Source organism: Sphingobium lactosutens DS20, assembly GCF_000445105.1.
GTDB classification, from domain to species: domain Bacteria; phylum Pseudomonadota; class Alphaproteobacteria; order Sphingomonadales; family Sphingomonadaceae; genus Sphingobium; species Sphingobium lactosutens.
Map to the genome: position 1 here is coordinate 172,651 of NZ_ATDP01000097.1, position 26,026 is coordinate 198,676.

The window sequence follows — 26,026 nt, forward strand, 5'->3', positions numbered from 1 at the left end:
TTGCTGAGCGATATAAAAACGCTCCCCAGGTTAGACTGCGCGATCAGATGCTGGACCGAGCGCCTGGGCGAGTTCGTCCAGCCAAACGCGAGCATTACCATCCGATGGCGCCCGCCAATCGCCACGTGGCGAAAGCGCACCTGCGGATGATATCTTGGGGCCATTGGGCATGGCGGAGCGTTTGAACTGGCTGATTGTGAAGAACCGATGCAGAAAGTTGTCGAGCCAGTGCCGGATTGTCGGCAAATCATAACTGACCTTTGCTGTCTCAGGATAGGCTGCTGGCCACTCTCCCTTGGTTTTGTCACGCCAGGCGTGCCACGCCAGGAATGCGACCTTGGACGGGGGCAGTCCCTGACGAACAATGTGGTGCAGGAAAAAATCGTTGAGTGCATAGGGCCCTACCCGGTCTTCCGTCCTTTGCATTCCACCCTGCGCATCGGCCGGGACCAGCTCCGGCGAAATTTCGGTGTTTAATATATCGCCCAATATCCTGGCTGCGGCTGCGTCGAACTGGTTGGTCGCGATGCACCAGCGTATGAGAAACTGGATCAGCGTCTTGGGCACGCCGCTATTGACGGCATAATGACTCATTTGGTCGCCAACCCCATAAGTGCACCAGCCCAAAGCCATTTCGCTCAGGTCGCCTGTACCCACGACAAAACCGCCATGGTGGTTTGCCAGTCGGAACAGATAGTCGGTCCGTAGCCCCGCCTGCACATTTTCAAAGGTCACATCGTAAACGGGTTCGCCATGCGCAAAGGGATGCTGCATATCTGTCAGCATCTGTCGCGCCGCCGGCCGAATATCGATTTCTTCGGCCGTTATGCCAAGCGCGCGCATGAGCGACCAGGCATTGTCTTTGGTTCGCTCACTCGTTGCAAAACCGGGCATGGTATAGCCCAGTATTGTCGATCGAGGCAGGCTCATCCGGTCGCAAGCCTTGGCTGCGACGATGAGCGCATGGGTCGAATCCAATCCTCCCGAAATGCCGATGACCAGATGTCGGCCCGCCGTGGCACGATAACGCGTAACCAGACCCTCTACCTGGATATTGAAGGCCTCGTAACAATCGGCATCGAGCTGTAGCGGATCGGCTGGGACGAAAGGGAAGCGGCGAATGGCGCGATGCAATTCGCGGTCGTCTTCATAGGTTTTGAGGGGAAAGCCAATGCGGCGGAAGCATCGATCCGGCTGGCCTGCCGCCATTCTGCTGTCGTTGAACGTTCCGTTGCGCATCCGCTCCAGGCGCAAACGCTGCAGGTCGATGTCGGCAAAGAGCAATTCGGGCGTATCGTCGAAGCGCGTGGACTGCGCGACCAGTTCGCCCATCTCGTGCACCATTGCTTGCCCGTCCCAGGCGAGGTCGGTCGTGCTCTCTCCTGCTCCGGCCGCCGAATAGGCGTAGGCGGCGATGCACCGCGCCGACTGCGATGCCGAGAGCAATTTCCTGTCGCGCGCCTTGCCGATCGTGATGTTGGACGCTGACAGATTGCACAAGACCAGCGCCCCGGCGAGCGCCCCCATGGTGGAGGGCGGAAGCGGTGCCCAATAATCCTCGCAGATTTCGACATGGACGATGAAATCGCGCATCTCCTGCGCGACGAATAGCAGATCCGTCCCGAACGGGACGCACGCGCCAGCCACGTCTATTTCCTGCCCGATAATGCCGGCACCCGGCGCAAACCACCGCTTTTCATAATATTCGCGATAATTGGGGAGGAAGCTTTTCGGCACCACGCCAAGCAGTCGGCCCCCGGCGATCATCAGCGCGCAATTGTAAATCTGCCCGCCGCGACGGACAGGGGCGCCGATCACCATGGCAGGCAGCGCTTCGCTATCCCCAACTATGCGGCCGATTTCCTCTTCGACACGCTGCAGCAGCACATCCTGCAGATGCAGGTCATCAATCGCATAGGATGAAAGGCAGAGTTCAGGAAAAAGGACCAGGTCCGCCGCTCGATCTGCGGCCCTGCGCGCCAACATCAGGATTTGATCGGCATTGGCAGCGACGTCGCCTACCGATCCGTTGGGCGTCGCCGCGGCAAGACGAACCATATCATGGCTGCGCAAGCGCAAAAATCTCTCAAAGCTGGTCAACGGCATCCCTCATCATTTGCAGCGCGACGCGCACCGACTCTATCCTCACAGGGCCACGACCAATAGCGCCGAAACGCGACACATGGCGGCGGAGCGATCCGCCTCGCCGCATGCAAGCGAAGTAGACAAGGCCGTCCTCCTGACCGTCCGGCGCCGCTCCGGCATAGCCCGTGACGGCGAGCGCCACATCGGCGCCCGAATAGTGGAGCGCGCCGCGCACCATCGCTTCGGCGATTTGTTCGCTCACAGCACCATGTTCCGCCAATTGTTCCTGGCGGACGCCCAGCATCGCGCACTTGGCCTCCTCACTATAGGTGACAAAGGCCCGGTCGAAAGCATAGCTGGCACCCTCCACATCGGTTAACAGGGAAGCGATCAGCCCGCCGGTGCAGCTCTCGGCCGTCGCCAGCGTCAGTCCCGCCTTGCAACAGGCGTCGAGCAGCGCGGCCGCATTTCTTTCGACGTCTTCAGGCAAAAGCGGTGACAGCGTTTTGGCCTCACCGTCACGGGAATTGGGATGATCACCCATGCTCGATACTTACCTCCAAATCATCCACCGCGCGCCATTTTCGGTTCAGATCATGACGCGCTGCTTCGCCTGAAACGAACGCCTGGGCGATCCTGTTCGCGGCCCGACGTCCTGGCCTACTGACGCATGTTAAGGATGGTCCGCTTTCTGAGCTTTTAGCGCGCCGGCAAGGAACAGGCCGGCGCCTTCGGCCGCTTGACCGCTATAGCTTTGAGCAAGGAGCCGGAAGCATGGGCACGGACCTCACAGATATTCAGCAGCAGGATGCACCCGTCACCACATCGAAAGATTCAGATCGGGCCGCGGCCGCCGCTGAAGAAATTCGTGCGCCCAAGGGTGACAGCCTGGTCGGCAAGACCGTCACGATCAACCGCCCGCGCCAAGAGCTTTACGACTATTGGCGCGCGCTGGCGCAACTGCCTGAATTCATGGAAAATGTGGAGCGGGTCGAACCGATGGGCGGCAATCGCTACCGCTGGACGGTGAAAGCGCCGGCAGGTCGCACTGTAGAATGGGTTGCCGCCGTCACTGAGGACAGGCCGGGTGAAGTTATCGCCTGGACCTCGGAAGAGGATGCGGACGTCGCCAACAGCGGTCGCGTCGAATTTCGCGATGCGCCGGGCGGCCGCGGCACCTGGGTTACGGCGACGCTTCTCTACGATCCGCCTGCGGGCATCGTGGGTAAAGTGATTGCGAAGCTGTTTCAGCGTGAGCCGGCGATCCAGGTTCGCCGCGATCTTCGCCGCTTCAAGCAATTGATGGAAACGGGGGAGGTTGCGACCGGCGCCTGGACCCAAGCGCAACGGGCCGAGGAGATGAACTGATGCGCGCACTGACATGGCATGGCAAGCATGACGTCCGGGTCGACAGCGTGCCCGATCCCGAAATCGTAAACCCGCGCGATGCGATCATTCGCATCACCTCGACGGCAATCTGCGGGTCCGACCTGCATCTTTATGACGGATATATTCCCTCAATGAAGGTGGGAGATATATTGGGTCACGAGTTCATGGGCGAAGTGGTGGAAACAGGCTCTGGCTCCACCTTGCGCAAAGGGCAGCGCGTCGTCGTGCCCTTCACGATCTCTTGCGGGTCCTGTTTCCACTGTTCCAAGCACCAATATTCGGCCTGCGACAATGGTTTGCCCGCCGACAATCAGGATATAGCCCATGCGGCCTATGGCCAGCCGATGGCCGGCCTGTTCGGATACAGCCACATGACCGGCGGCTATGCCGGTGGGCAGGCAGAATATGTCCGAGTGCCTTTCTCCGATGTCGGGCCCATCGTCATTCCGGATGGAGTGGAGGACGACAAGGTTCTGTTCCTGTCGGATATCCTGCCGACAGGATGGCAGGCTGCTGAATATGCGCAGATTGAGCCGGGCGACACGGTTGCGATCTGGGGTTGCGGCCCGGTCGGGCTGTTCGCCGTTCAGTCCGCCTTCCTAATGGGCGCGGAGCGAGTGATTGCAATCGACCACTTCCCCCACCGGCTTGAACTGGCGAAGCGCTTCGGGGCGGAAACGATCAATTTTGAGGAGACAAAGACCTATGAGGCACTGTTGGAAATGACCGGCGGCATCGGGCCCGACGCCTGCATAGACGCGGTCGGCCTGGAAGCGCATGGTTTCTTCGCCGACAATGTGTGGGACCAGATCAAGGTTTCGACTTTTATGGGTACGGATCGCACCCATTCGATCCGCCAGGCGATCCTGGCTTGCCGGAAGGGCGGGCGGGTTTCCATGCCCGCCGTCTATGGCGGCTTTGTCGACAAGTTTCCGCTTGGCGCATTCATGGAAAAGGGGCTGACGCTGAAAACGGGTCAGACCCACGTGCAGCATTATCTGCCAGGGCTCCTCAATGCGATCATGGAGGGCAAGATCGACACCACCTTCCTCATCTCGCACCGCATGCCGCTGGAACAGGCCGCCGAGGGCTATCGCATGTTTCATGACAAGCAGAATGAAGTGATCAAGATCGTCTTGAAGCCGGGCATGGACCTGCCTCAGGCCGCCTGAACGAGAGGAAAAGCAGAATGAAGATGACACCCCTGATCCTGACGCTGCCAGCCCTTGCGCTGGTTGCGTGTCAGCAACAGTCCGCCGACGAAAGCGCTGCCGCCAGCAATGCGACGATGTCGGGAGGCGACGCCATGATGACGGCTGGCAACGACGCTAGCGCGATGATGCCGAACGCCAGTGTCGCGGCGCCTGCCGACGCAGCCGGCTATGTCGCCCAGGCGGGCGCCGCCGACCTCTTCGAAATCGAATCATCGAAGATCGCGCTGGAAAAGAGCCAGAATAAGGCCGTGCGCGATTTCGCGCAGATGATGATCGACCAGCACCAAAAGTCGACCGCCAACATCAAGGCCGCAGCGGAAAAGGCGGGCGTCACTGTGCAGCCCCCCGCGCTGATGGCCAACCAGCAGCAGATGCTCGAGGAGATCAAGGCGGCGGACGCCGGTAGCTTCGACAGCGTCTATATGCGAAACCAGCGGATGGCTCATGACGCCGCATTGGCGCTGCATCAGGGCTATGCCCGTAACGGCGACACGCCTGCACTCAAGCAGACTGCCGGCGCCGTTGCCAAAGTGGTGCAGGAGCATATCGACCATCTCGCCAGCCTGCCCACAGCGTGACGCCAATCATGAAACCCTTTGCAATTATCACCGGCGCATCGACCGGCATCGGTCTGGAACTGGCGCAAATCGCCGCGCGGGAGGGATATGACCTTCTCATCGTTGCAGACGAACCGCAGATTGAGGCGGCTGCCGATGCGCTTCGGCAGCATGGTGTCGACGTCCGTTCGGTTCAGGCCGACCTCGCCACTTTGGAAGGCGTCGACCAATTGATCGAGGCGGCGGACGGTCGTTCGGTGGATCTACTCTGCGCCAATGCCGGAACCGGAACGGGACACGCTTTTCTGGAACAGGATGTTGCCCTGTGGCGACGCTCGATCGACACCAATATCACCGGCACCGTCTATCTGCTGCAGAGGACGCTGCGCCCAATGGTTGAGCGAAACGCCGGCAAAGTCCTGATTACTGGATCCATCGCCGGCTTCATCCCCGGCAGTTTCAACGCCGTGTATAACAGCACAAAGTCCTTCATCAACAATTTCGCCGATGCGATCCGTGATGAACTCAAGGATGCAGAGGGCGTGACGATCACGACGCTGATGCCAGGCGCGACCGATACCCAATTCTTCGCCCGCGCCGGTATGCTCGATACCGACGTGGGCACCCGCGAAAAAGCGGATCCGGCCAAGGTCGCGCAGGATGGTTGGGATGCGTTGATGGCGGGCAAGGCGCATATAGTTTCCGGATGGAAGAACAAAGTGCAGGCAGCGGCCGCGCATGTGACGCCCGCATCGATCCTCGCAAACCAGCATCGAAACATGGCAGAGCCGGGCAGCGCGGACGAGGAGCAGGAGAAGACATGATGACAGAGAGAAAAGTCACCGATGGGGACATGACGAAAACGCCGGAAGGTCCCCTCAACGATTCACTGCCCGGTCGTGAAAAGGCTGACCCCCGCACATCGGGCAGTCAGCCGCCTGAAAAGGTAGAAAATCGCCCGATGGTCAGCAAGGTCAAGCCCAAAGATTATCCTGATCGCGGCGCTTGATGTAGCCACGCCAGCGTGGACATGGAGAATGCTTTGACCCTCGCACAGGGCACTGAAATCTGAAGCTGCCGTGGGTCCTTGCCGTCGCAAAGACCCAAGGGTTACCTGGCGGCTGCGCGTCGATATCAGTCATTGCTTCGACGAAATAGGTTCCCAAGAACCAGTCGCTACAGCTTCACTCTGAATTGACCGGCTGTTATGATCGCACCCAAAGGGGCGCCGATGCGAATTGTCATTATCGACGACAGCGGGCTGCGCGCGACGGTCCTGGAAGAAGGGTTGCGCGATGCTGGCTATGACGACATTCACATCGTTCCACCACGCGGCGCCTTCGTGGCGCGTTTGGAGCGGATGGCGCCCGACGTTGTGCTGATGGATTTGGGCAGTCCCAGCCGCGATACGCTGGAAGAGATGCTGATGGTCAGCCGCGCACTGGCGCGGCCGATCGCCATGTTCGTGGATCAGTCCGATGATGCAATGATCGGGGCGGCGATCGATGCGGGCGTGTCCGCCTATGTGGTCGACGGGCTGCGCAAGGAACGGGTGAAGCCGGTGCTGGAACTGGCGGTGCGCCGGTTCAACGCCTTTGCGAAGATGCAGACGGAGCTGGACGAGGCGCGCACGGCGCTGTCGGAACGCAAGATCATCGATCGCGCAAAATCCATTCTGATGAACCAGCGCTCGCTCAGCGAGCAGGACGCTTATGCGCTGCTGCGGTCGAGCGCGATGAACCAGGGCAAGAAGATCGTGGATGTGGCGCAGGCGCTGATTACCGCCAGCGACCTGCTGGGAGGAGGATTATGACGACGAGCCTGCGCATCGCCTTCCTGCCATTGACCGATGCCGCCGTGCTGGCGGTGGCGCGCGAACAGGGCTTTGCCGAGGAGGAGGGGCTGTCGCTGGACCTGATCCGATCGACAAGCTGGGCGACGCTGCGCGACCGGCTGGTCTACGGACAGGTACATGCGGCGCAGATGCTGGCGCCGCTGGCCGTGGCGGTGACGTTGGGATTGAGCCAGCAACCCGCTGCGCTGGCCGCGCCATATAAGCTGGGCGTCAATGGCAATATGCTGGTGATGGCGAGCGATTTCGCCGCTGCGCTCGACCCCGATACTAGCCGACGTCTGTCCGATCCGCTGGGTACCGCGCATGATTTCGCCGCCGCGATCGGCCTGTGGCGGCGCAAGCCGATTATTGGCGTGGTGCATCGTTTTTCCAGTCATTCGCTGATGCTGCGTTACTGGCTCGCCAATGCGGGCATCGATCCTGACCGGGACGTGGTGCTGCGCGTGCTGCCGCCGTCGCTGACGGTGGAGGCGATGCGCGCGGGCGAGATAGATGGCTTCATTGCCGGCGAGCCATGGGGCAGCGCGGCGGTAGAGGCGGGGCTGGCCGAGACGGTCGCAATCGGCGAGCGCATCTGGCAGCGTGGCGTGGAGAAGGTACTCGCTTTCCGCACGCCCTGGCTGGAGGAAAATCCCGACATCGTGGATCGATTGTTGCGCGCGCTCATCCGATCGGCTGGCTGGTGCGATGATCCGGCCAATCATGGAGCACTGGCGCAATTGCTGTCCGATCCGCGCTATGTTGATCAGCCGGCGGACCTTATCGTCCGTGCGCTAGGCGGGCAGATCGTCGTGCGGCAAGGGGAAACGCCTGTTGCCATTCCCGATTTTCTGCTGTTCTCGCGGGAAGCCACGCCCTTTCCATGGCGCAGTCAGGCGCTCTGGATCTATTCCCAATTCGTTCGTTGGAACATGGTTGAACATGGGCCGGAGGCTTTGGCGAAGGCGGGTGCCGTGTTCCGTCCCGACATCTTCCGCCGGGCGCTGGCGGACGCGGATGTACCGATGCCGGGCGCCAGTATGAAGGTGGAGGGGGCATTGGGCCTGCCGCTGGCGGTGGGATCACGCAAGGGTGGATTGACGCTGGGACCGGATCGCTTCTTTGACGGGCGGGTGTTCGATCCGGAACGGATGGATGAATATCTGGCCAATTTTGTGTCGCCGCTTTGAATCGGCGGGATATTTTGTGCCTTGCAACATGATGTGATTCGCGAGATAACATAACGGTCGCGCGACGAAGCGCGCTTATCTGGATGCGCCGTCCCAATGATGGGGCCGCCATCCTCACTAAATATCGCAGCAAAGCCGCTGACCGGATCATCCCAAGGGATGCTGTCCGGGCTGCGGCTTTTTTCGTGTCCATTTCCGTTTATTGGGGGACGTATCATGGCAACTGCTTATTGGGATCGCGAAGCACTGAATGCCGCGCCCGCGCCGACGACCAGCTTCTGGAAGGCCGGCCACGCGCCGACCCTTGTCGCTGCATTTCTCTATTTCGACCTTGCCTTCATGGTGTGGGTGCTGCTCGGCCCGCTGGCGCCGATGATTTCCAAGACGCTGGCGCTGACCCCGGCCGAAAAAGGCCTGATGGTCGCGACGCCGACGCTGGCGGGGGCGCTGCTGCGCGTCGTCAACGGCCTGCTGGTCGATCGGATCGGCCCCAAATTGTCGGGCGCGATCAGCCAGATCATCGTCATCGCCGGTCTGTTCACCGCCTGGGTGGCGGGGATTGACAGTTTCGGCGGCACGCTGGCGCTGGGCGTGATCCTGGGCTTTGCCGGCGCGAGTTTCGCGATCGCGCTGCCGCTCGCCAGCCGCTGGTATCCGCCTGAGCATCAGGGCAAGGCGATGGGCCTGGCCGGCATGGGCAATTCGGGCACCGTGCTCGCGTCGCTCTTTGCCCCGGTGCTGGCCAAGATTTTCGGCTGGAACGCGGTGCTGGGTCTGGCCTGCATCCCGCTGGCGATCGTCTTCATCCTGTACATGATCATGGCCAAGGACGCGCCCAACGCCCCTGCTCCCAAGAAGATCGTCGAGTATTTCGAGCCTTTGAAGCGGGCCGACGCCTGGTGGTTGATGGCCTTCTACGCCGTCACCTTCGGCGGGTTCGTGGGTCTGGCCGCCAGCCTGCCCATCTATTTCACCGACCAGTTCGGCCTGACGCCGATCGTGGCGGGATATTGCACGGCCGGTTGCGTCTTTGCCGGATCGCTGGTGCGGCCGATGGGTGGCGCTCTTGCCGACAGGATTGGCGGGTCGAAGGCACTGATGATCGTCTATGTCGTGGCCGCCATCGCTCTGGCGGGCGTCAGCCAAGCGACGACGCTGGCAGCGGCTCTCGCCTGCTTCGTGGTCGCGATGCTGGCACTGGGCACCGGCAATGGTTCGGTATTCCAGCTGGTGCCGCAGCGTTTTCAGGCCGAAATCGGCATCATGACCGGCCTGGTTGGCATGGCGGGCGGCATTGGCGGCTTCTACCTTGCTAGTTCGCTGGGCCTTGCCAAGCAACTGACCGGCAGCTTCGCACCCGGCTTCCTGATATTTGCCGGGCTGGCGATCATCGCCCTGCTGGGGGTGGTGCTGGTCAAGGCCAAGTGGCGCGCAACCTGGAAGACGGGCGCCCGCATCTGATCCGGAGAGGAGGGCGGCGGCGATGACCGCCGCCCCATTCTGGTCGCATCTATCTCGTCCGAGGGGGGCGTGCTTTCCATGAAACATCTTCTCACATCGGCGGCCATACTGGCTGTCGCAGGGCCGGCTTGCGCCCAGACCATCAGCCTGAAGCCCGTCGCCGAGGCGCGGTTGCGCTACGAACATGCCGATCAGGAAGGATTGCCGGAGGAAAAGGCCGATGCGCTGACAGTCCGCGCCCGTGCCGGACTGACGGCCGGCAGCGGACCGCTGTCGGCGACGATCGTGGGGCAGGGGACGCTGGCACTGGTTGATGACTATTATGACGGCGTGAATGGTGCGGCCACCCGGCCGATCGTGGCCGATCCTGAAAATATAGCCCTGTATATCGCCCAGCTGCAATATAAGACGAAGGCGCTGACCCTGACCAGCGGGCGGCAGAAGATCGTGCTCGATGACGAGCGTTTCGTCGGCAATGTCGCCTTTCGCGATAATGGTCAGACTTTCGACGCCGTGCGCGCCGAAATCACGCCGGCCAAGGGGCTGAAGCTGGATGTGGCCTATGCCTGGTCCGTGCGAACTATCTGGGGGTTTCAGGGCCAGGGGGCGCGGCAGCAGGCGGTGAGCGGCGACAATATCCTTGCCAATCTGTCTTATGCCACGCCCGTCGGTACGCTGACCGGCTTTGCCTATCTGGTCGATCAGGATGAAGCGGCGGTGCAGGCATTTCGCCTGTCCAGCCAGACATATGGCGTGCGACTGGCGGGGGCGCGATCGCTGTCGAAAGTGGCGAAGATCAGCTATCAGCTCAGCTATGCGCGCCAGTCGGACTATCACCGCAATCCCAACGCCTACAGCGCGGACTATTGGCTGGCGGATGGCACGCTGGACGTGCAGGGATGGAAGCTGAATGGCGGCTATGAAGTTTTGGGCGCCAGCCATGGGGCGGCTTTCACCAGCTTCCAGACGCCATTGGGAACCAATTTCAAATTTCAGGGCTGGGCCGATAAATTCCTGACCACACCGGGCAATGGCATCCGCGATCTCTATGTCGGCGGCGGCTATGGCTGGAAGCAATTGGGGCCGCTGTCGGGCGTCGCGCTGTCGGCCAGCTGGCATCGGTTCGACAGCGACCGGCTGGACCAGCATTATGGCAATGAGATCGATCTGCTTGCGTCCGCGAAAGTGAAGAAGACGTTGCTGTCTGTCCGCTATGCCCATTATGACGCGAAGGCGATGGCCATCGACACTGACAAGCTTTGGATTCAGGCTGACTGGGCCATTTGATTGAAAAGCATATTAAGGATTCGCTTGAGCCGTCAGGCGAATCCGCATATGCTGCACTGCAAGGGACAAGGACGTCCTCCTTCACATAGCCGCGGCGGTTCAGGGTAGAACCGGCAAGGCGCGATATGATGGCAAAGCCGCCATCCTGACTCTCGGAAGCAAAAAGCTCCGGGGGTCAGGATGGCGGCTTTTTCTTTTCTAGAGTCACGGGGATGGAATTTCAGGACGGATTGGCACCGGCGGCAGAGAGCGACGAGGATATCCTCGTCCCCGCCGACGATGTACGGAAACATCTGGTGGTCGTGGGCAACGGCATGGCCGGGTGCCGCGCGGTCGAGGAATTGCTGGCGCGGGATGCGGGGCGCTATCGCGTCACCATCTTCGGCGCCGAGCCCTATGTGAATTATAATCGGATCATGCTCTCGCCGGTGCTGGCCGGGGAGAAGACGTTCGATCAGATCGTCATCAACGATCGCTCCTGGTATGCCGACAATGACATCGAACTGATCGCTGGCGATCCGGTGACGGCGATCGATCGCGATGCCAAATGCGTGACCGCGCAGAGCGGCCGAACGGTTCATTATGACAAGCTGCTGATCGCGACCGGTTCCGACCCGTTCATCATTCCTGTTCCAGGCAAGGATCTGCCCGGCGTCATCAGCTTCCGCGACATGAAGGATGTCGACACGATGCTGGCGGCGGCGGAAGCCGGCAAGGCCGCAGGCGGTGGCAGCGCGGTGGTGATCGGCGGTGGTCTGCTTGGTTTGGAAGCGGCGCATGGCCTGACGCTGCGCGGCATGAAGGTGACGGTCATCCACCTGATGGACACGCTGATGGAGCGGCAGCTCGACGAGGCAGCCGGTTGGCTGCTCAAGACGGCGCTGGAGGCACGCGGCCAGACGATCCTGACCGGCGCCAATACCGAAGCCATCTATGGCGACGGTAAGGTCGAGGGCGTGCGCCTGAAAGATGGCCGCGAGATCCCCGCCAGCCTCGTCGTTATGGCGGTAGGCATCCGCCCTGCGACCGCGCTGGCCCGTGAAGCCGGGCTGGAGGTCAATCGCGGCATCAAGGTCGATGACCATATGATGACCAGCGACCCCGATGTCCTGGCCGTCGGCGAGTGCGTCGAGCATGACGGCAATGTCTATGGCCTGGTCGCGCCGCTGTGGGACATGTGCCGCAGCCTCGCCGACGGGCTGACCGATCAGCATAGTGGCTATAAGGGGTCGGTCACCTCGACCAAGTTGAAGGTCGCGGGGCTGGACGTCTTTTCCGCCGGCGATTTCTCGGGCGGCGAAGGCTGCGAGGACATCGTCCTGCGCGATGCGTCGCGCGGCGTCTACAAGCGCGTCATCGTCAAGGACGACCGGATCGTCGGCGCGGTGCTCTATGGCGATACAGTCGATGGCGGCTGGTATTTCGACCTGCTCAGGCGCGAAGAAAATATCGCCGAAATCCGCGACCTGCTGATATTCGGCCAAGCTTTCGCCTCCGGAGGAGGCGCGCTGGACCCTAAGGAGGCCGTTGCGGCGCTCTCGGACGATGCCGAGATCTGCGGCTGCAACGGCGTCAGCAAGGGCGAGGTCGTGTCCTGCATTGCAGCGGGCAATTGCAGCCTCGATGCCGTCCGCGCCACCTGCAAGGCGTCGGCGAGTTGCGGCAGTTGCACCGGTCTGGTCGAAAATCTGCTGGCGGTGGTGCTGGGCGACGACGTCAAGTCCGGCCCCAAGACGATGTGCAAATGCACCAGCTTCACCCATGACGATGTCCGGCGCGAGATCGTGGCGCAGAATATGCGTTCCATCCCCGAGGTGATGCAGTTGCTGCACTGGTCGACGCCGGACGGCTGTTCGTCCTGTCGCCCCGCGCTCAACTATTATCTGCTTTGCGCGCTGCCGGGCGAGTATCAGGACGATCAGCAGAGCCGCTTCGTTAATGAGCGGATGCACGCCAACATTCAGAAGGACGGCACCTATTCGGTCGTCCCGCGCATGTGGGGTGGCCTGACCAACTCGCGTGAATTGCGGGCGATTGCCGACGTGGTCGAGAAGTTCAACGCGCCGATGGTGAAGGTGACGGGTGGCCAGCGCCTCGACATTTTCGGGATCAAAAAGGAAGATCTGCCCGCCGTCTGGGCCGACCTGAATGCCGCGGGCATGGTGTCGGGCCATGCCTATGGCAAGTCGCTGCGGACGGTGAAGACCTGTGTCGGGTCCGAATGGTGCCGCTTCGGCACGCAGGACTCCACCGGCCTCGGCGTCAAGGTCGAGCGGATGACCTGGGGGTCGTGGATGCCCCATAAGTTCAAGATCGCGGTGTCGGGTTGCCCCCGCAACTGCGCGGAGGCGACGATCAAGGATTTCGGGGTGGTTTGCGTGGACTCCGGCTATGAACTGCATGTCGGGGGCAATGGTGGCATCCATGTTCGCGCCACCGACCTGCTGTGCAAGGTGGCAACCGAGCAGGAGGCGATGGATTATTGCGCGGCCTTCACCCAACTTTATCGCGAGGAAGCGCGCTATCTGGAGCGCACCGCGCCTTGGATCGAGCGGGTCGGCGTCGACTATGTGAAGCAGCGGATCGTCGAGGACGATGCGGGCCGCGAGGCACTCCGCAGCCGCTTCCTCTATTCGCAGAGCTTCAGCCAAGAAGACCCATGGGCAGAGCGTGCCGCCGGCGCACAAGCTGAGCTGCACCAGCCCCTCGCCCCTATAGCCATCGCTGCGGAGTGAAAGCCATGACCACCTGGATCGACATCGGAACGCTGGCCGACATTCCACAGCGCGGCGCCCGCACGGTACAAATTGCCGGCGAGAAGGAAATCGCGGTGTTCCGCACCGGCGACGACCATGTCTTCGCACTGGTCAATGAATGTCCGCACAAGAAAGGCCCACTGAGCCAGGGCATCGTCCATGGCCACAGCGTCGCCTGCCCGCTGCACAACTGGAACATCGCCCTGGAAACGGGCCAGGCGCAGGGCGCGGACGAGGGCTGCACGCCGACCATCGCGGTGCGGATGGACGGTGAGCGTATCCTGATTGCGCGGCCGATCGCGATGCAGGCGGCGGCCTGATGGAGCAAACGGTCCGCACCACCTGCGCCTATTGCGGCGTCGGCTGCGGCATTTCGGCCACGCCGACCGGGCCGCGATCGGTGGTCATCAAGGGGGACGAGGCGCATCCGGCCAATGGTGGGCGCCTCTGTTCCAAGGGCACGCATCTGGGCGAGACGATGGGGCTGACTGGCCGGCTGCTGCATCCGATGATCGGCGCCAAGCGGGCGAGCTGGGACAAGGCGCTGGACCTTGTGGCGAAGCGTTTCAAGGAAACGATCGACCGTTACGGCGCCGACAGCGTGGCATTCTATGTCTCCGGCCAATTGATGACCGAGGATTATTATGTCGCCAACAAGTTTATGAAGGGCTTCATCGGATCGGCGAACATCGATACCAATTCGCGCCTGTGCATGTCGAGCGCGGTCGCCGGGCATAACCGGGCCTTCGGCGAGGATATCGTCCCCGCCACCTATGGTGACCTGGAGGAAGCCGACCTGATCGTGCTGGTCGGCTCCAACACCGCCTGGTGCCACCCGATCGTCTATCAGCGTATCCAGGCTGCTCGCGCCGTGCGCGGCACGAAGCTGGTCGTGATCGACCCGCGCCGCACCGAAACCTGTGAGGGCGCCGACCTGCATTTGGCCGTAAAGCCCGGCACCGACGTAGCCCTGATGAACGGCCTGCTGGCTTGGTGTGATGCGGAAGGGACCACTGATCTCGACTGGCTGGCCGATCATGTGAACGCGCCCGAAGGCTTCTGGGAGCATATCCGCACCGGCCATGATCTTTGGACCACGGCCGCGACCTGCGACGTTGAACCGGCGCTGTTGAAGCAGTTTTTCGAACTGTTCGCGGCGACCCCACGCACCGTCACCTTGTTCAGTCAGGGCATCAACCAGTCGATCCGCGGCACCGATCAGGTCAATGCGATCATCAACGTCCATCTGGCGACGGGCCGCATCGGCAAGCCCGGCGCGGCGCCTTTCTCGATCACCGGCCAGCCCAACGCGATGGGTGGACGCGAGGTCGGGGGCCTCGCTTCGACGCTGGCGGCGCATATGGACTTCGCGCCGGAGAATGTGGCGCGGGTTGGCCGCTTCTGGGCCGCGCCGACCATGGCCACCAAGCCGGGGCTGAAAGCTGTAGACCTGTTCCGCGCGATCCATGAAGGGCGGATCAAGGCGTTGTGGATCATGGCGACCAACCCGGCCGTCTCGCTGCCCGATGCGGGCCGCGTGCGCGAGGCATTAGAGTCGATCCCTTTTTTGGTCGTGTCGGACATCATGGCCGATACCGACAGTTCGACCTACGCCCATGTGCGCCTGCCCGCCGCCGGCTGGGGCGAAAAGGACGGCACCGTCACCAACAGCGATCGCACCGTCAGCCGGCAGCGCCCCTTTCTGGCGCTGCCGGGCGAGGTGAAGCCCGACTGGTGGATCGTCAAGGAAGTTGCCCGCCGCATGGGATGGCGCAACGCCTTCGCCTATGATCGGCCCGCCGACATCTGGCGCGAACATGCGCGGCTGACCGCCTATCAGAATGACGGGCAGCGGGTGCTGAACCTGCGCGTGCAGGCGACCATCGGCAATGACGCCTATGACGCGATGCAGCCCTTCCGCTGGGGCGACCGGCCTTTTGCCGATGGCCGCTTCCCCACGCCGGACGGTAAGGCGCGGCTGGTACTGACCAAGCAGATGGACATTCAGGCGCCGCTGAAAACATGGCCGATGACGCTCAACACCGGCCGCTATCGCGACCAGTGGCACACGATGAGCCGCACCGGCCTGTCGCCGAAACTGGCGCGTCATCGGGAGGAGCCGCTGGTCGAAATCCATCCCGCCGATGCCGCTGCACTCGGCATCATCGATCGCGACCTCGCCCGCGTCCACACTGCACAGGGCAACAGCATCTTCCGCGTGAGCGTGAGCGGGGCGCAGCGTCCGGGCGAAATCTTCACGCCGATCCACTGGACCGATCAGATGTCGAGCGGCGGCCGCACCGGCCTGCTACCGCGCCCGCTGGTCGATCCGCATTCGGGCCAGCCGGGCTTCAAATCGACCCCCGCCAGCGTCGAGCGAGTCGCGACCGAATGGAAGGGATTCCTGATATTGCGTGGGCAGGATGCGGTGAGGCTGCCCTGCCTGTGGGCGACGAAGATCAGCGTGCCGGGGGGCGCGCTTTACGAACTTGCGGGAAACGGCGATCCGACCCGGCTCGACGCTTTCCTACCCAAAGGAGACCGGGTTGAGGCGTTAGACATGTCGCGCGGCACTCGTCGCATCGCCACGATCAGCGGAGGCAGGCTGAACGGCGTGCTGTTCGTCACCCGCTCTGGTCTGTTGCCGTCACGCGACTGGCTGATCCGCCAGCTGGAGGTCGACAATGTCGGCGGTTCCGTCCTCGCTGCGCGAGGCCCCGGCAGCCCGCCGGACAGGGGCGCGACCATTTGCGTCTGTTTCGACATCGGCCTGAACCAGATCGTTGCCGCCATTCGCGACCAGCAACTGGTCGATGTGCCCGCCGTCGGCAAAGCACTCGGCGCGGGGACCAATTGCGGATCATGCCGTCCCGCCATCGCCAATATTCTCGCTCAAACCACGCAGGAGACACTGCATGCAGCCGAATGACCTTATCGCGCCGGGCGAAGTCTGGCTGGTCGGCGCTGGCCCAGGCGACCCGGACCTGCTGACTCGCAAGGCCGAAAAGCTGATTTTGGCCGCCGAAATCGTCTTTTACGATGCACTGGTCGGGCCGGGCGTGCTGGACCTGATCCCCGTCCATGCCGAGGCGGTGAGCGTCGGCAAGCGGTCCGGACGGCATTCAAAAGATCAGCAGACGATCGACCAGATGCTGGTCGCCGCGTCTCTGGCAGGAAAGCGCATCGTGCGGCTGAAAGGGGGAGACCCGGCGATGTTCGCCCGCGCGACCGAGGAGATGACGGCCCTGCGCGCGATCGGCGCACAAGTTCGTATCTGCCCCGGCGTGACGGCCGCCAGCGCCGTCGCCGCATCAGCGGGTGTTTCCTTGTCGCTTCGGGGCGTTGCGCGCCGCGTTCAGTTCGTCACCGCGCATAGTCAACGGGGACACGCTCTCGATCTGGACTGGGATGCGCTCGCTGATCCGGCCTGCACGCTTGCCGTCTACATGGGCAGGGATGCAGCACCCGAACTCAGTCGTGCGCTGATCGCGGCCGGCTTGCCCGGAACGACGTCGGCGCTCATCACCTGTGATGTGTCCTTGCCACAGGAGCAGAAGTTGCGGACCCGGCTGGACCTGCTGCCCCTGGTGATTCAGTCCTTTGCCCAGGATCGCCCGACATTGATCCTGATCGGTGAAGCGGTGGCGCAGGCCGATCTGAGCATCGCCACCGGCAAGATGGCCAACGCTGCACTGACGGACTGACTCACATCATGGAATCGTTCCGAGCATCCCTTGTGCCGCGACGATCAGCTTTGATGAAGCGCAGGCGACCGTGCGCGAGAGCAGCGTGCCACTGGGCACACAATTTGTGCCCATCGGCAAAGCGGGCCGACGAACTCTGCCAGAGATAGGTCGCATTGATCGACCCCCCCACGGGACTGCGCGGCGATGGACGGTTATGCGGTCCGCCTTGACGACCTTGCACAGGGGTGGTCCAGTTTTGGCTGGCTGGCGAAAGCTGTGCCGGCGGCCCGTCTCCCGAGCCGCTGCCCATCGGCATAGTGGTCAGGATATCGACCGGCGCGCCGATGCCCGCGGGTGCGGACCCTGTCGTCATCCGGGAATATGCGGACCTCGAAGGTGGGAATGTGATCTGATCGGTCTCTGGCCAACATCGTTATGCACCACATTGTACGCACATCTGGTTAGTGGCCATCGGTCCGCGGGGTCATGGATCAGTGCGTCTCACTGTCAACTGATGGACGGCGAGCATCTCAACTAGAGAAATAGAAGGGCCGTTACAGATCTTTCCGATGGGCATACTGACTGTTCCCTCATCGAAAAGCGTGGCTGGGTTTGGCCGCCAGGTGAGGCCGCGCGAATTGCAGCTTTCGCCGATTATCGGTCCAGAAGCGGACATTCGCCCACCGGCCAGTCTCGAACGTCCCGATCAGCAAAGCAGACCGACCGCAGCTGAGAACGGAAAATTGGCTGCTGAGCGTCCGGCATGGGTCCAGCCTGTGTGAAAACGCTGCAGATGTAGCTGCTGGAAGGCCATGTTCCGTAGATAGCGGGCAGATTGTGGACAATATCCGTCAGGTTGCGATGGCTTTGAGGATTGCCTTGCTATCCCCGATATCGAGGACCCTGGTCAGGTTGTAGGCCAGTACATGCAGCGCCATTTCGGTTGAGACCCTGGGCTTGGTCTTCATGAGGAAGTGTGTGTAGCCCATTCGCGCCTTGAGAGTGGCGAAGGGATGTTCAACCGTTTGCCTTCGTATCCGCATCGCATCAGGGTTCGCATCCAGCCTTTTCTGCATGGCTTCGATTACGTCCTCATGCTCCCACCGGGTGACGCGGCGTTCCTTGGAGGTCGTGCATTGGGCCTTGATGGGGCAACTAGGGCAAGAGCTGGTCCAGTATCGATTGAGCGTCATGCCCCTTTCCACTGTCTGGAACCGATTCTTCAACTGCTCACCGGCCGGGCAGCGATACGCGTCCTGCTCGGGCATGTAGACGAAGCCTTCCTTACCGAACCGACCGGCGGTCTTTGCTCTTGAGGTCATAGGTTTAGGCATGGGCACCGTCACGCCGGCCTGTTCGCTTGCCAGGATTTCCTCGCCTGAGAAGTAACCTCTGTCAGCCACCACATCGAGCCGGTCTGTTTCCAGCACCGCTTTTGCCTTCATTGCCATACCGATGATTTGGGCGCGGTCGCTACCAATGTTCGTCACCTCGTGGGTGACGATCAGATGATGCTCTGTATCGACCGCGACCTGGACATTGTAGCCGACCATCCCGGTCCCCGGCCGCTAGTCGCCATGGAGCGTGCATCCGGATCGATCAGCGAGATTTGTTGGTCCGGTTGTGCCAGCATCTGAGCTTCCAACCCGTTAAGGCGCCGCATCTCTTGCTCAAGCCTGCCGACCTTCTCCTTGAGCCTTTCCGTTTTGGCGGCCAGTATCTCGGTCGGTTCCTGACGGTCGGCGGTATCGAGTTGCGAGAGATACCGTGCAACGCTCTCCTCGATCTGCTGCCGTCGGCGCTCCAGTTTGGCCTTAGTGAAGTTGCGATCGCGGTTGTTTACCGCCTTAAACTTGCTGCCGTCGATCGCGACGCTCCCGCCGGCCAGAAGGCCCATCTGACGGCACAGAAGGACGAAGCGGCTGCAAACCCTTTGGATCGCAGCGCCATTGTCACGACGGAAGTCCGCGATCGTCTTGGGATCTGGCACCAGCCGACCAACCAACCACATGAGTTCGACGTTGCGATCAGCCTCACGCTCCAGGCGACGGCTCGACTGCACCCGGTTCAGATATCCGTAAATGTACAGCTTGAGCAGCATCGAGGGATGATAGGACGGACGCCTCGTCGCCGCAGGCTCCACGCCGCTAAAGCCAAGCTCTCCAAGATCCAGCGCATCAACAAACGCATCGACCACGCGAACCGGATTATCCTCCCCGATCCGGTCATGTACACACGGTCGGAACAATGTCGTCTGGCTGCGATCAGCGCCAGCTACGAAGCGACCCATATGACCCTCCAAACTGTCAGAGCATCATACCATGATTATCGCCTTTTCACACAGGCTGGGTCGAACGCGGAAGCGGCTGCTACTGGTCGCCCATTCAAGTCATCTCCGAAGTAGCTGCGGATACCCGAAAAGAGCCAAATCGAAAACTGTTAGCCTTGATCTCCAAATGCGCGCGATGATGCGCTTAAGCTGTGCCGGTCGGCAAGGGGGGCTGTCCTCGCTGACCGACACAGCTTCATTCAAAAGGAATGTCGCATGCCAAAGGCGACGCTTCGTCCGCGCAGCGGTGACTGGTCCTTCACGAAGGACGTATGCGCAAAGGCCAGCTCATTGAGCAGGTTGGTGCCGCGAACATAGAACTCAACGGACTTGTCACCCTGCCCGATGTTGAGCCGATAGCTGAGCGTGGCGTTGACCATGTTGTAGCCGCCGGTGCGGGTTTCGTAGGTCGCGAACTCGTCTTGCGCAAAGGTGCGATAATATTCCAGATCTCCCGTCAGTGGCCCTGCGCTATGTTCGTAGCGCGCGCCTAGACGCCCCGGTGGAATGCGGGGAAGATTGTCGTTCTCGTTCTTGAGCGTCGCGTTGACATAGTCGCCAAACACCGTGATGCGCGATGCGGGAGCAAGCTGGTAGCTCACTTGGCCGTCGATGCCGGCGAAACGCGCGTCGGCCGCGGTGTAGACCAGGAAGTTATGCGGAACGCCGGTCTCATTCTCGGTTTCTATCAGCCGCGCGAAGACATAGTCGCTGACATCCTGGTAGAACAGGCCGACCTCGAACCCTAGCGCGCCGCCCGTCTTGCGGAAGGTCAGGTTGATAGCATCGGTTGACTCCAGGATGTCCTGCGCCGACACGCCCCTGTTCTCAAAACCCTCAACCTCGGCCACCAAGCCGAGCTCATAGCTATTGGTCGCCAGGTTGTTGCCGCGCGCATAAAGCTCACGCACGCTGGGCGCGCGTTCGGTATGCGCGAGTGAAAGGGCAAGCGCATATCCCTGTCCAACGTTCAAGGTGGCGCTCACTGATGCCGACAAGGGGTCGTGCCGAACGGTTGGGTTCCTCAAACGGAACAGCTCGACGTCTTCCGCTTCTAGCACTGCCTGCCAATCGGCACCGTACCACTTGACGAACAACGCGGCGAGCTCAGGGCCAACGGTGGACCGCCAGGACGGCACCCCTACTTCCATCTTCCGCCAGTCCTTGCGCACGGCGGCCTCGACATCGAGCGCGCCGAATGACTGCCGTTCATTCAGAAAGATGCCGACATTCTCCGTCGAATAGTCAGGCCTGCCGTCAAAGCCGTAGGCCCCGTCGGGGAATGGCCGGTGCAGATTGTTTGCATTGATGCCGCCGAACCTGCTGTCGGTATATTGCACGCCGAGCGTGCCGGTAAAGCCCAAGAGCGGCTCGTGGGTCAGCTCGAAGCGGCCGTCATAGACCTCATTGGTAAAGCGTGAGAATCGAAGCTCGCCATCGATTTCGTCATGTGTATAGTCGGTGTAGGAAAGGCGCAGCCGCGTGTGAGCGAAGCCCGGCAGCAGACCGTCATAGTCGCCACGAATATCAACGCGCTCGCTGCGCAGCTTGATGTACGCAGAGTGGTCATCGGACCCGCCAAACGGGTCCTCGAACCCGCCATGTGCCTCGCAATGCAGGTCCAGACCGTGGGTATGGCAGACGCCGTTGATATGGCTGTGGCCAGGCAGACCATACTCGCTCTCCATACGAGTGAAGGCGGCGCCAAGATAGCCCTTCGGCGTGATCCACGATGCGCCGATGCTGTAGCTGGTGCTGTCCGCAAAGGAGTCACGAAGCTTGTCAGAGCCGTAGGCGTTCGGCACATCATAGTCTTCGGCACTGCGGCGAGCGCCCTCGGCATGGAGCGCGAACTGGCCAATGCCGGCGGTGACTCGCCCAACAACCGTCTTCTCTTCGTCGCCGGTGCCGTAGCGTACCTCGGTCGCACCAGTCAGGCCGCCTTCTGGCACCGCCTTTGGCACTTTGCTGTCAATCAGATTGATTGCGCCGTTCGTCGCATTGCCGCCGTAGCGGACCGCGGCGGGGCCGCGCTGTATCTCGATCGCGTCGAGCAGCAGCGGATCGGTTGTGATGGCGTGGTCTGGCGAGATCGAGGAAACGTCGAACAGGTTCGCGCCGTCGCTCAGCACTTCAATGCGCGGGACCGTCTGGCCACGGATTACTGGACGCGATGCGCCACCACCGAAGTTGTCGAGATGGGTACCGGGCATGCCGGCCAGCGTCTCGCCGAGCCCACCCTGGCGCCGATGAATCAACTCTTCACCGGCCAGCACCTGAACGGGAAGAGGTGAAGCGATTTCTTCTGTGACAAGCGATTGACCTGTAACCACTATATAGCCCTGTCGCCCGCTGTGACGCTCGCCGTCAGATTCTGCTGCAGGCTCTTGCGCCCATGCGGGCACAGGGAAGGACGTAGCTGCAAGAAGCATGGCGACGGTTTTCAATCTGATATTTCTCACAATTTACCCCCGCAATAGGCAGCGGGCGGATGCAATATGATATGGTATAACGTCAAATATACTTTTGTGTATTTTTGTTTCTGCGCAAGCCGTTGCCGAAGGTTTGCGCCCCGCTGTGCTAACTTTAGCCGCTTAGGCACTTCAGTGCCCTCCCCATTGCTGGGGCTTCGGCGTTGCTCATATTGCTGAGAACAAAGCCGCTCGATTCGCGGTTAGTCGGTTGAGAGCTTCGCGAAGGGCTTGTTTATGCAGGTGTACGGCGAGGCGGAAAGGCGTGGGTATGTTGGTTATGATTACTCAACGATCGGTCGATGAACGCCTCAACGCCTGCGATCCCAGCGCAGTGGGAAGGGGTAGAGACACCAAATTGGATATGAACAAAAAAGCCGCTATCCCAGAGGATTACGGCGACGATGTCAGCGCAAAATCGGCTAATCTGACTACTTCATACCCTAACCAATTGAAAAAAATCGGAATCTTGGCGCTGAAAGAGCGTGGCTCCCCGAGTAGGATTCGAACCTACGGCCATTCGATTAACAGTCGAATGCTCTACCGCTGAGCTATCGGGGAGCAACCCGGCTTTCGCCGGGCAGGCCGCGCCTATGCAGCGTGGTGTCTCGCTTGGCAAGGGGTGGCGTGGCGAAAGTTCGGGCCTTGTTCAATCGGTTTCGCTGATGACTGCCGCAAACAGGTCTGGATCGACATTGGCGCCGGAAATGACCACGACCCGGTCGCCCGGGCAAGACGGGGCCTTGCCTGCCAGCAGCGCCGCCAGCGCCACCGCGCCGCCCGGTTCCGCCACGATCTTGAGCGTCGAGAAGGCAAAGCGCATTGCGGCCCGTACCTCCGCATCGCTGACCGCAAGGCCACCCGCCAGCCATGCATGGTTGATGGGAAAGGTGAGGATGCCAGGACTGGGGGCCAAAAGGGCGTCGCAAATGGATGTTGCGCCCGGCATCGCCCGCTCCCGCACGCCGCTTGCCAGGGATCGGGCGGTGTCGTCATAGCCGTCGGGCTCGACGCTGTAGATCGCGACGTCGGGGCGCGATGCCTTGACCGCCGTGGCGATGCCCGAGATCAGCCCGCCACCCCCGCAACATACCAAGATCTGCTCGACATTGGCGCGTGCTTGCTTTGCCTGTTCGAGTATTTCCAGCCCGACCGTACCTTGGCCCGCCATGACGTGCGGGTCGTCAAAGGAGGGGAGAAGGGTGGCGCCGCTATCCCGGGCGAGACGGGTGGCGATCTCCTCCCGGCTTTCAGTCAGCCGGTCATAGGGAATGATCCGAGCGCCAAGCGCGCAGGTATTGGCGGCCTTGATCGCGGGCGCATCGGCGGGCATGACGATCGTGGCCGGAATGCCGAGCATGCGCGCGGCGCAGGCGACGCCCTGCGCATGATTGCCCGAGGACCAAGCCACGACGCCCGCGGTTCGTTCCGACGGCGACAGGCGCGCGAGGCGGTTATAGGCGCCGCGAAATTTGAACGATCCGGTATGCTGCGCGCCTTCAAACTTGATGAGGACCCGGCCGCCGATGCGCTCGTTGAGTATCTGGTTTTCGATCAACGGCGTGCGCACCGCAACGCCATCTAATAGCCGGGCGGCGCCCAGCACATCTGCGATCTGGATAGCGGGGGAATCGGGCATTGGACGCTCCTTCCGGCGAACGCGATAGGCTTGGCGCATCATGACTGCCAGCGATGTATCGTCGCAAGTGAGGCGTGGAAAGTGGCTTCCATTTCAGGGTACGTCCAAAGTAATTTTGCTTTTTGTGTCCAATGGGGCGGGAAGAAGCATATCACTGTCCCGTGTTTTATCGGGAACGTCCTGGTTCATATTTTCAGACAAGACGCCCGTTTTTGTCTCCGATAGGTTTTTTCCATCTCCGCGAGCGCCAATGGGCGCTGTCCAGGTGGTTGAGCGGCTCACCTTGGCGGAGGTGATGCGCGCATATATTCCTCGTACTGAGCGAGGAGCGTGCTTCTGGCCTTTTCTGGCGGCAGGCCAATTGTCACAGGCGGTCTTCTGGGCTCAGCAGGAATGCGCAATGCCCCGCTCGGTCAAGCGTGGTAAAGTCCCATCCCCGCGAACGCCTGCCCGTGATTGCAGCATTTCCAACTATCTTCCCGCTCTGGTCCGACGCCCCTCATCAGTCTGAGGGGATGTCTCGCCCCCGGCCGGCCTCATGCAGCTTGTGACGTGCGATTGATCACTATCGTCTGGCTATTGGTGTATTCGGCCAGCCCTTCCATTGCGTTTTCTATTCCGACGCCTGATTGCTCGTGCCCGCCAAAGGCGACATGCGGCGAGAAGGAATAGATTTCGTTGATCCAGACCGTTCCGGTTTCCAGGCGCCGGGCGATTGCTTCTGCGGCATCCGCATCCCGGCTCCAGACCGAAGCCGCGAGGCCATATTCGGTGTTGTTGGCGCGGGCGACCACCTCGTCGATGTCATCGAAACGCAGCAGCGGAAGCACCGGGCCGAACGCTTCCTCGACGACGACGCGGGAGGTTTTGGGCGGATTGTCGATGATCGTGATCGGCACGAAATAGCCCTTGCCATCGGGAATGGTGCCGCCGGCGAGGAACTTGAGCCCGTCGGCCTGCGCGGAAGCGATCAGATCCTTTAGCTTTTCGAACTGCATCCGGTTCTGGATCGGGCCGAGGTCGACACCTTGTTGGAGACCATCGCCAATCGTGACGGTGGACGCATATTCAACCAGTGCTCCGGCTAGGACGTCGTAAATTTCGTGGTGGATGTAAATCCGTTTGGTGGCGACACAGAAGTGGGCGCTGTTCTGGGAGGCTGCCCAGAACAGCTCTTTTGCCGTCTTTTCGACATCGACATCGGGCAGGACGATCGCCGGGTCGTTCCCGCCCAGCTCCAGGGTGACGCGCTTTAGATTGCCCGACGCGGTGGCCATGACCTTGCGCCCGGTGGCGGTCGCCATGCCTGCCGCGTGACGGGCCACCTCGTCTTCGAAGCGCGCAAATGAGATGGCGTCGCCGCCCACGATACGCAGTGCTTCGGCGTCGCAGAACCGCGTCGCCCCCAGGGCAGCGAGGCTGGCGAACGTCGCCGCGCCTGGCTGGGGCCAATAGGGGCCGTGGGCTGGCATATGAGTATCCGTCATCACAGGTCTGCCTCGCTGACAAATGCGGCGCCATGCTCCATGAACCAGGATCGTAACGTGGTGGGCTTGCGCCCCAGCAGTCGCTCGGCAAGGTCGGACAGGTGAAGGAATGACGACTTGCTCTTCTCAAAATCGATGAAGGAAAGAACCCGGCCGGCCGCCCCAGGCTGGCTCGATCGTGCCGAGAGGACGGGGTCGAACAGCGCTATGAACGCTTCGCGGCTGCCTTCGTGAGGGATTGGGCATTTCAGGACGTCGGAAAGCATTTGCGCAACGTCCTCGGTTTCTAGCAGGTCCTGGCCATTGTTGATGTCGTGGAACTGGCGCAGGTTGCGCTCATCCGGGGACAGCAGCAGGTTGGCCGCGATTTCGCCCACATCGCGCGGATCGAGATAGCCGATCAGGCGTGATGGCCAGACCATCTTGCCGGTCCGCCTGATCACGGGCGCGAGCAGTAGGAAATTGTCCATATAGGACGCGCCGATGTTGAGATAGGTGACCGGCAGGTCGCTCTGCTCAAGTATCGCTTTGGCTATGTGATGCTGCGTGGCCGTCGAAGCGTGCGCTTGCAGTTCCTCCGGCACGAAGCGGATGTTCAATTCTGGTTCCAGACCGGTGATCCGCACCATGTGTACGAGGCT

20 protein-coding genes, 1 tRNA gene and 1 pseudogene are annotated in these 26,026 nt (G+C 61.6%); 14 read left to right on the top strand and 8 right to left on the bottom strand.

Translation table 11 applies throughout. The annotated features are described in order from the left end of the window. Nucleotides 1-30 precede the first annotated feature (30 nt). The gene (locus tag RLDS_RS44845) at nucleotides 31-2,106 is read right to left on the bottom strand and encodes an NAD(+) synthase (RefSeq protein ID WP_021226980.1); all 2,076 of its coding nucleotides are present in this window, start codon (nucleotides 2,104-2,106) and stop codon (nucleotides 31-33) included. Next, nucleotides 2,087-2,629: a CinA family protein gene (locus tag RLDS_RS44850; RefSeq protein WP_021226981.1), complete on the bottom strand. Its 543-nt coding sequence runs from the start codon at nucleotides 2,627-2,629 to the stop codon at nucleotides 2,087-2,089. The genes RLDS_RS44845 and RLDS_RS44850 overlap by 20 nt, the downstream gene beginning before the upstream one ends. A 230-nt stretch (nucleotides 2,630-2,859) precedes the next feature. On the opposite strand from RLDS_RS44850, the gene RLDS_RS44855 reads away from it, so the two are divergent. From RLDS_RS44855 to RLDS_RS57415, 14 genes are all read left to right on the top strand, one after another. After that, nucleotides 2,860-3,453 (top strand): SRPBCC family protein, encoded by a 594-nt coding sequence (locus RLDS_RS44855; RefSeq protein ID WP_021226982.1) that lies wholly within the window; start codon nucleotides 2,860-2,862, stop codon nucleotides 3,451-3,453. Then, complete coding sequence (locus RLDS_RS44860; protein ID WP_021226983.1) at nucleotides 3,453-4,646, top strand: zinc-dependent alcohol dehydrogenase; 1,194 nt, start codon at nucleotides 3,453-3,455, stop codon at nucleotides 4,644-4,646. Before RLDS_RS44855 ends, RLDS_RS44860 begins: the two co-directional genes overlap by 1 nt. 17 nt (nucleotides 4,647-4,663) lie before the next feature. Then, complete coding sequence (locus RLDS_RS44865) at nucleotides 4,664-5,266, top strand: DUF4142 domain-containing protein (protein ID WP_021226984.1); 603 nt, start codon at nucleotides 4,664-4,666, stop codon at nucleotides 5,264-5,266. A gap of 8 nt (nucleotides 5,267-5,274) precedes the next feature. Then, a complete protein-coding gene (locus RLDS_RS44870; protein ID WP_031298513.1) occupies nucleotides 5,275-6,069 on the top strand; it encodes an SDR family NAD(P)-dependent oxidoreductase in 795 nt (264 codons plus the stop codon). Further along, on the top strand, nucleotides 6,066-6,254 hold the full coding sequence (locus RLDS_RS44875; RefSeq protein ID WP_021226986.1) for a hypothetical protein: 189 nt from the start codon (nucleotides 6,066-6,068) through the stop codon (nucleotides 6,252-6,254). The genes RLDS_RS44870 and RLDS_RS44875 overlap by 4 nt, the downstream gene beginning before the upstream one ends. A 222-nt stretch (nucleotides 6,255-6,476) precedes the next feature. After that, nucleotides 6,477-7,058 carry an ANTAR domain-containing response regulator gene (locus tag RLDS_RS44880; RefSeq protein ID WP_031298515.1) on the top strand — a complete coding sequence of 194 codons (582 nt, stop codon included), beginning with the start codon at nucleotides 6,477-6,479 and terminating at the stop codon, nucleotides 7,056-7,058. After that, on the top strand, nucleotides 7,055-8,269 hold the full coding sequence (locus tag RLDS_RS44885; protein ID WP_021226988.1) for a CmpA/NrtA family ABC transporter substrate-binding protein: 1,215 nt from the start codon (nucleotides 7,055-7,057) through the stop codon (nucleotides 8,267-8,269). The genes RLDS_RS44880 and RLDS_RS44885 overlap by 4 nt, the downstream gene beginning before the upstream one ends. Nucleotides 8,270-8,485: 216 nt before the next feature. Further along, a complete protein-coding gene (locus RLDS_RS44890; RefSeq protein WP_021226989.1) occupies nucleotides 8,486-9,730 on the top strand; it encodes a nitrate/nitrite transporter in 1,245 nt (414 codons plus the stop codon). 78 nt (nucleotides 9,731-9,808) lie between these two features. Further along, nucleotides 9,809-11,017, top strand: coding sequence for a hypothetical protein (locus tag RLDS_RS44895; protein WP_021226990.1), 1,209 nt, complete (start codon nucleotides 9,809-9,811; stop codon nucleotides 11,015-11,017). Between the two features lie 212 nt (nucleotides 11,018-11,229). After that, nucleotides 11,230-13,752 (top strand): nitrite reductase large subunit NirB, encoded by a 2,523-nt coding sequence (gene nirB, locus RLDS_RS44900; protein ID WP_021226991.1) that lies wholly within the window; start codon nucleotides 11,230-11,232, stop codon nucleotides 13,750-13,752. A gap of 5 nt (nucleotides 13,753-13,757) precedes the next feature. Further along, nucleotides 13,758-14,093 carry a nitrite reductase small subunit NirD gene (gene nirD, locus RLDS_RS44905; protein ID WP_021226992.1) on the top strand — a complete coding sequence of 112 codons (336 nt, stop codon included), beginning with the start codon at nucleotides 13,758-13,760 and terminating at the stop codon, nucleotides 14,091-14,093. Continuing rightward, nucleotides 14,093-16,702 carry a molybdopterin-dependent oxidoreductase gene (locus RLDS_RS44910; protein ID WP_021226993.1) on the top strand — a complete coding sequence of 870 codons (2,610 nt, stop codon included), beginning with the start codon at nucleotides 14,093-14,095 and terminating at the stop codon, nucleotides 16,700-16,702. Before nirD ends, RLDS_RS44910 begins: the two co-directional genes overlap by 1 nt. Continuing rightward, nucleotides 16,689-17,477 carry a uroporphyrinogen-III C-methyltransferase gene (gene cobA / locus RLDS_RS44915; RefSeq protein ID WP_021226994.1) on the top strand — a complete coding sequence of 263 codons (789 nt, stop codon included), beginning with the start codon at nucleotides 16,689-16,691 and terminating at the stop codon, nucleotides 17,475-17,477. Before RLDS_RS44910 ends, cobA begins: the two co-directional genes overlap by 14 nt. Nucleotides 17,478-17,776: 299 nt before the next feature. Beyond that, a complete protein-coding gene (locus RLDS_RS57415; RefSeq protein WP_408021150.1) occupies nucleotides 17,777-17,872 on the top strand; it encodes a hypothetical protein in 96 nt (31 codons plus the stop codon). Between the two features lie 438 nt (nucleotides 17,873-18,310). Here RLDS_RS57415 and RLDS_RS44920 read toward each other — a convergent pair. The 6 genes and pseudogenes from RLDS_RS44920 to RLDS_RS44945 all read right to left on the bottom strand — a co-directional run bounded on the left by RLDS_RS44920 (nucleotide 18,311) and on the right by RLDS_RS44945 (nucleotide 26,014). After that, nucleotides 18,311-19,749, bottom strand: a pseudogene (locus tag RLDS_RS44920) (IS1182 family transposase). Nucleotides 19,750-19,988: 239 nt separating this feature from the next. Continuing rightward, entirely contained in the window at nucleotides 19,989-22,235 is a 2,247-nt protein-coding gene (locus RLDS_RS44925; protein ID WP_236616872.1) for a TonB-dependent receptor plug domain-containing protein, read from the bottom strand. A 510-nt stretch (nucleotides 22,236-22,745) separates the two neighbouring features. Continuing rightward, nucleotides 22,746-22,820, bottom strand: a tRNA-Asn gene (locus RLDS_RS44930). A gap of 88 nt (nucleotides 22,821-22,908) precedes the next feature. After that, nucleotides 22,909-23,898: a threonine ammonia-lyase gene (locus RLDS_RS44935; protein ID WP_021226998.1), complete on the bottom strand. Its 990-nt coding sequence runs from the start codon at nucleotides 23,896-23,898 to the stop codon at nucleotides 22,909-22,911. Nucleotides 23,899-24,434: 536 nt separating this feature from the next. Continuing rightward, nucleotides 24,435-25,370, bottom strand: a complete 936-nt coding sequence (locus RLDS_RS44940; protein WP_021226999.1) for an aldehyde dehydrogenase family protein — start codon at nucleotides 25,368-25,370, stop codon at nucleotides 24,435-24,437. Between the two features lie 14 nt (nucleotides 25,371-25,384). After that, on the bottom strand, nucleotides 25,385-26,014 hold the full coding sequence (locus RLDS_RS44945) for a Rossmann-fold NAD(P)-binding domain-containing protein (protein ID WP_031298520.1): 630 nt from the start codon (nucleotides 26,012-26,014) through the stop codon (nucleotides 25,385-25,387). Nucleotides 26,015-26,026 lie beyond the last annotated feature (12 nt).

Coding starts and splice junctions, on each gene's coding strand:
- RLDS_RS44845 (WP_021226980.1), bottom strand. CDS start 2,106: ATGCCGTTGACCAGCTTTGAGAGATTTTTGCGCTTGCGCAGCCATGAT.
- RLDS_RS44850 (WP_021226981.1), bottom strand. CDS start 2,629: ATGGGTGATCATCCCAATTCCCGTGACGGTGAGGCCAAAACGCTGTCA.
- RLDS_RS44855 (WP_021226982.1), top strand. CDS start 2,860: ATGGGCACGGACCTCACAGATATTCAGCAGCAGGATGCACCCGTCACC.
- RLDS_RS44860 (WP_021226983.1), top strand. CDS start 3,453: ATGCGCGCACTGACATGGCATGGCAAGCATGACGTCCGGGTCGACAGC.
- RLDS_RS44865 (WP_021226984.1), top strand. CDS start 4,664: ATGAAGATGACACCCCTGATCCTGACGCTGCCAGCCCTTGCGCTGGTT.
- RLDS_RS44870 (WP_031298513.1), top strand. CDS start 5,275: ATGAAACCCTTTGCAATTATCACCGGCGCATCGACCGGCATCGGTCTG.
- RLDS_RS44875 (WP_021226986.1), top strand. CDS start 6,066: ATGATGACAGAGAGAAAAGTCACCGATGGGGACATGACGAAAACGCCG.
- RLDS_RS44880 (WP_031298515.1), top strand. CDS start 6,477: ATGCGAATTGTCATTATCGACGACAGCGGGCTGCGCGCGACGGTCCTG.
- RLDS_RS44885 (WP_021226988.1), top strand. CDS start 7,055: ATGACGACGAGCCTGCGCATCGCCTTCCTGCCATTGACCGATGCCGCC.
- RLDS_RS44890 (WP_021226989.1), top strand. CDS start 8,486: ATGGCAACTGCTTATTGGGATCGCGAAGCACTGAATGCCGCGCCCGCG.
- RLDS_RS44895 (WP_021226990.1), top strand. CDS start 9,809: ATGAAACATCTTCTCACATCGGCGGCCATACTGGCTGTCGCAGGGCCG.
- nirB (WP_021226991.1), top strand. CDS start 11,230: ATGGAATTTCAGGACGGATTGGCACCGGCGGCAGAGAGCGACGAGGAT.
- nirD (WP_021226992.1), top strand. CDS start 13,758: ATGACCACCTGGATCGACATCGGAACGCTGGCCGACATTCCACAGCGC.
- RLDS_RS44910 (WP_021226993.1), top strand. CDS start 14,093: ATGGAGCAAACGGTCCGCACCACCTGCGCCTATTGCGGCGTCGGCTGC.
- cobA (WP_021226994.1), top strand. CDS start 16,689: ATGCAGCCGAATGACCTTATCGCGCCGGGCGAAGTCTGGCTGGTCGGC.
- RLDS_RS44935 (WP_021226998.1), bottom strand. CDS start 23,898: ATGCCCGATTCCCCCGCTATCCAGATCGCAGATGTGCTGGGCGCCGCC.
- RLDS_RS44940 (WP_021226999.1), bottom strand. CDS start 25,370: ATGCCAGCCCACGGCCCCTATTGGCCCCAGCCAGGCGCGGCGACGTTC.
- RLDS_RS44945 (WP_031298520.1), bottom strand. CDS start 26,014: ATGGTGCGGATCACCGGTCTGGAACCAGAATTGAACATCCGCTTCGTG.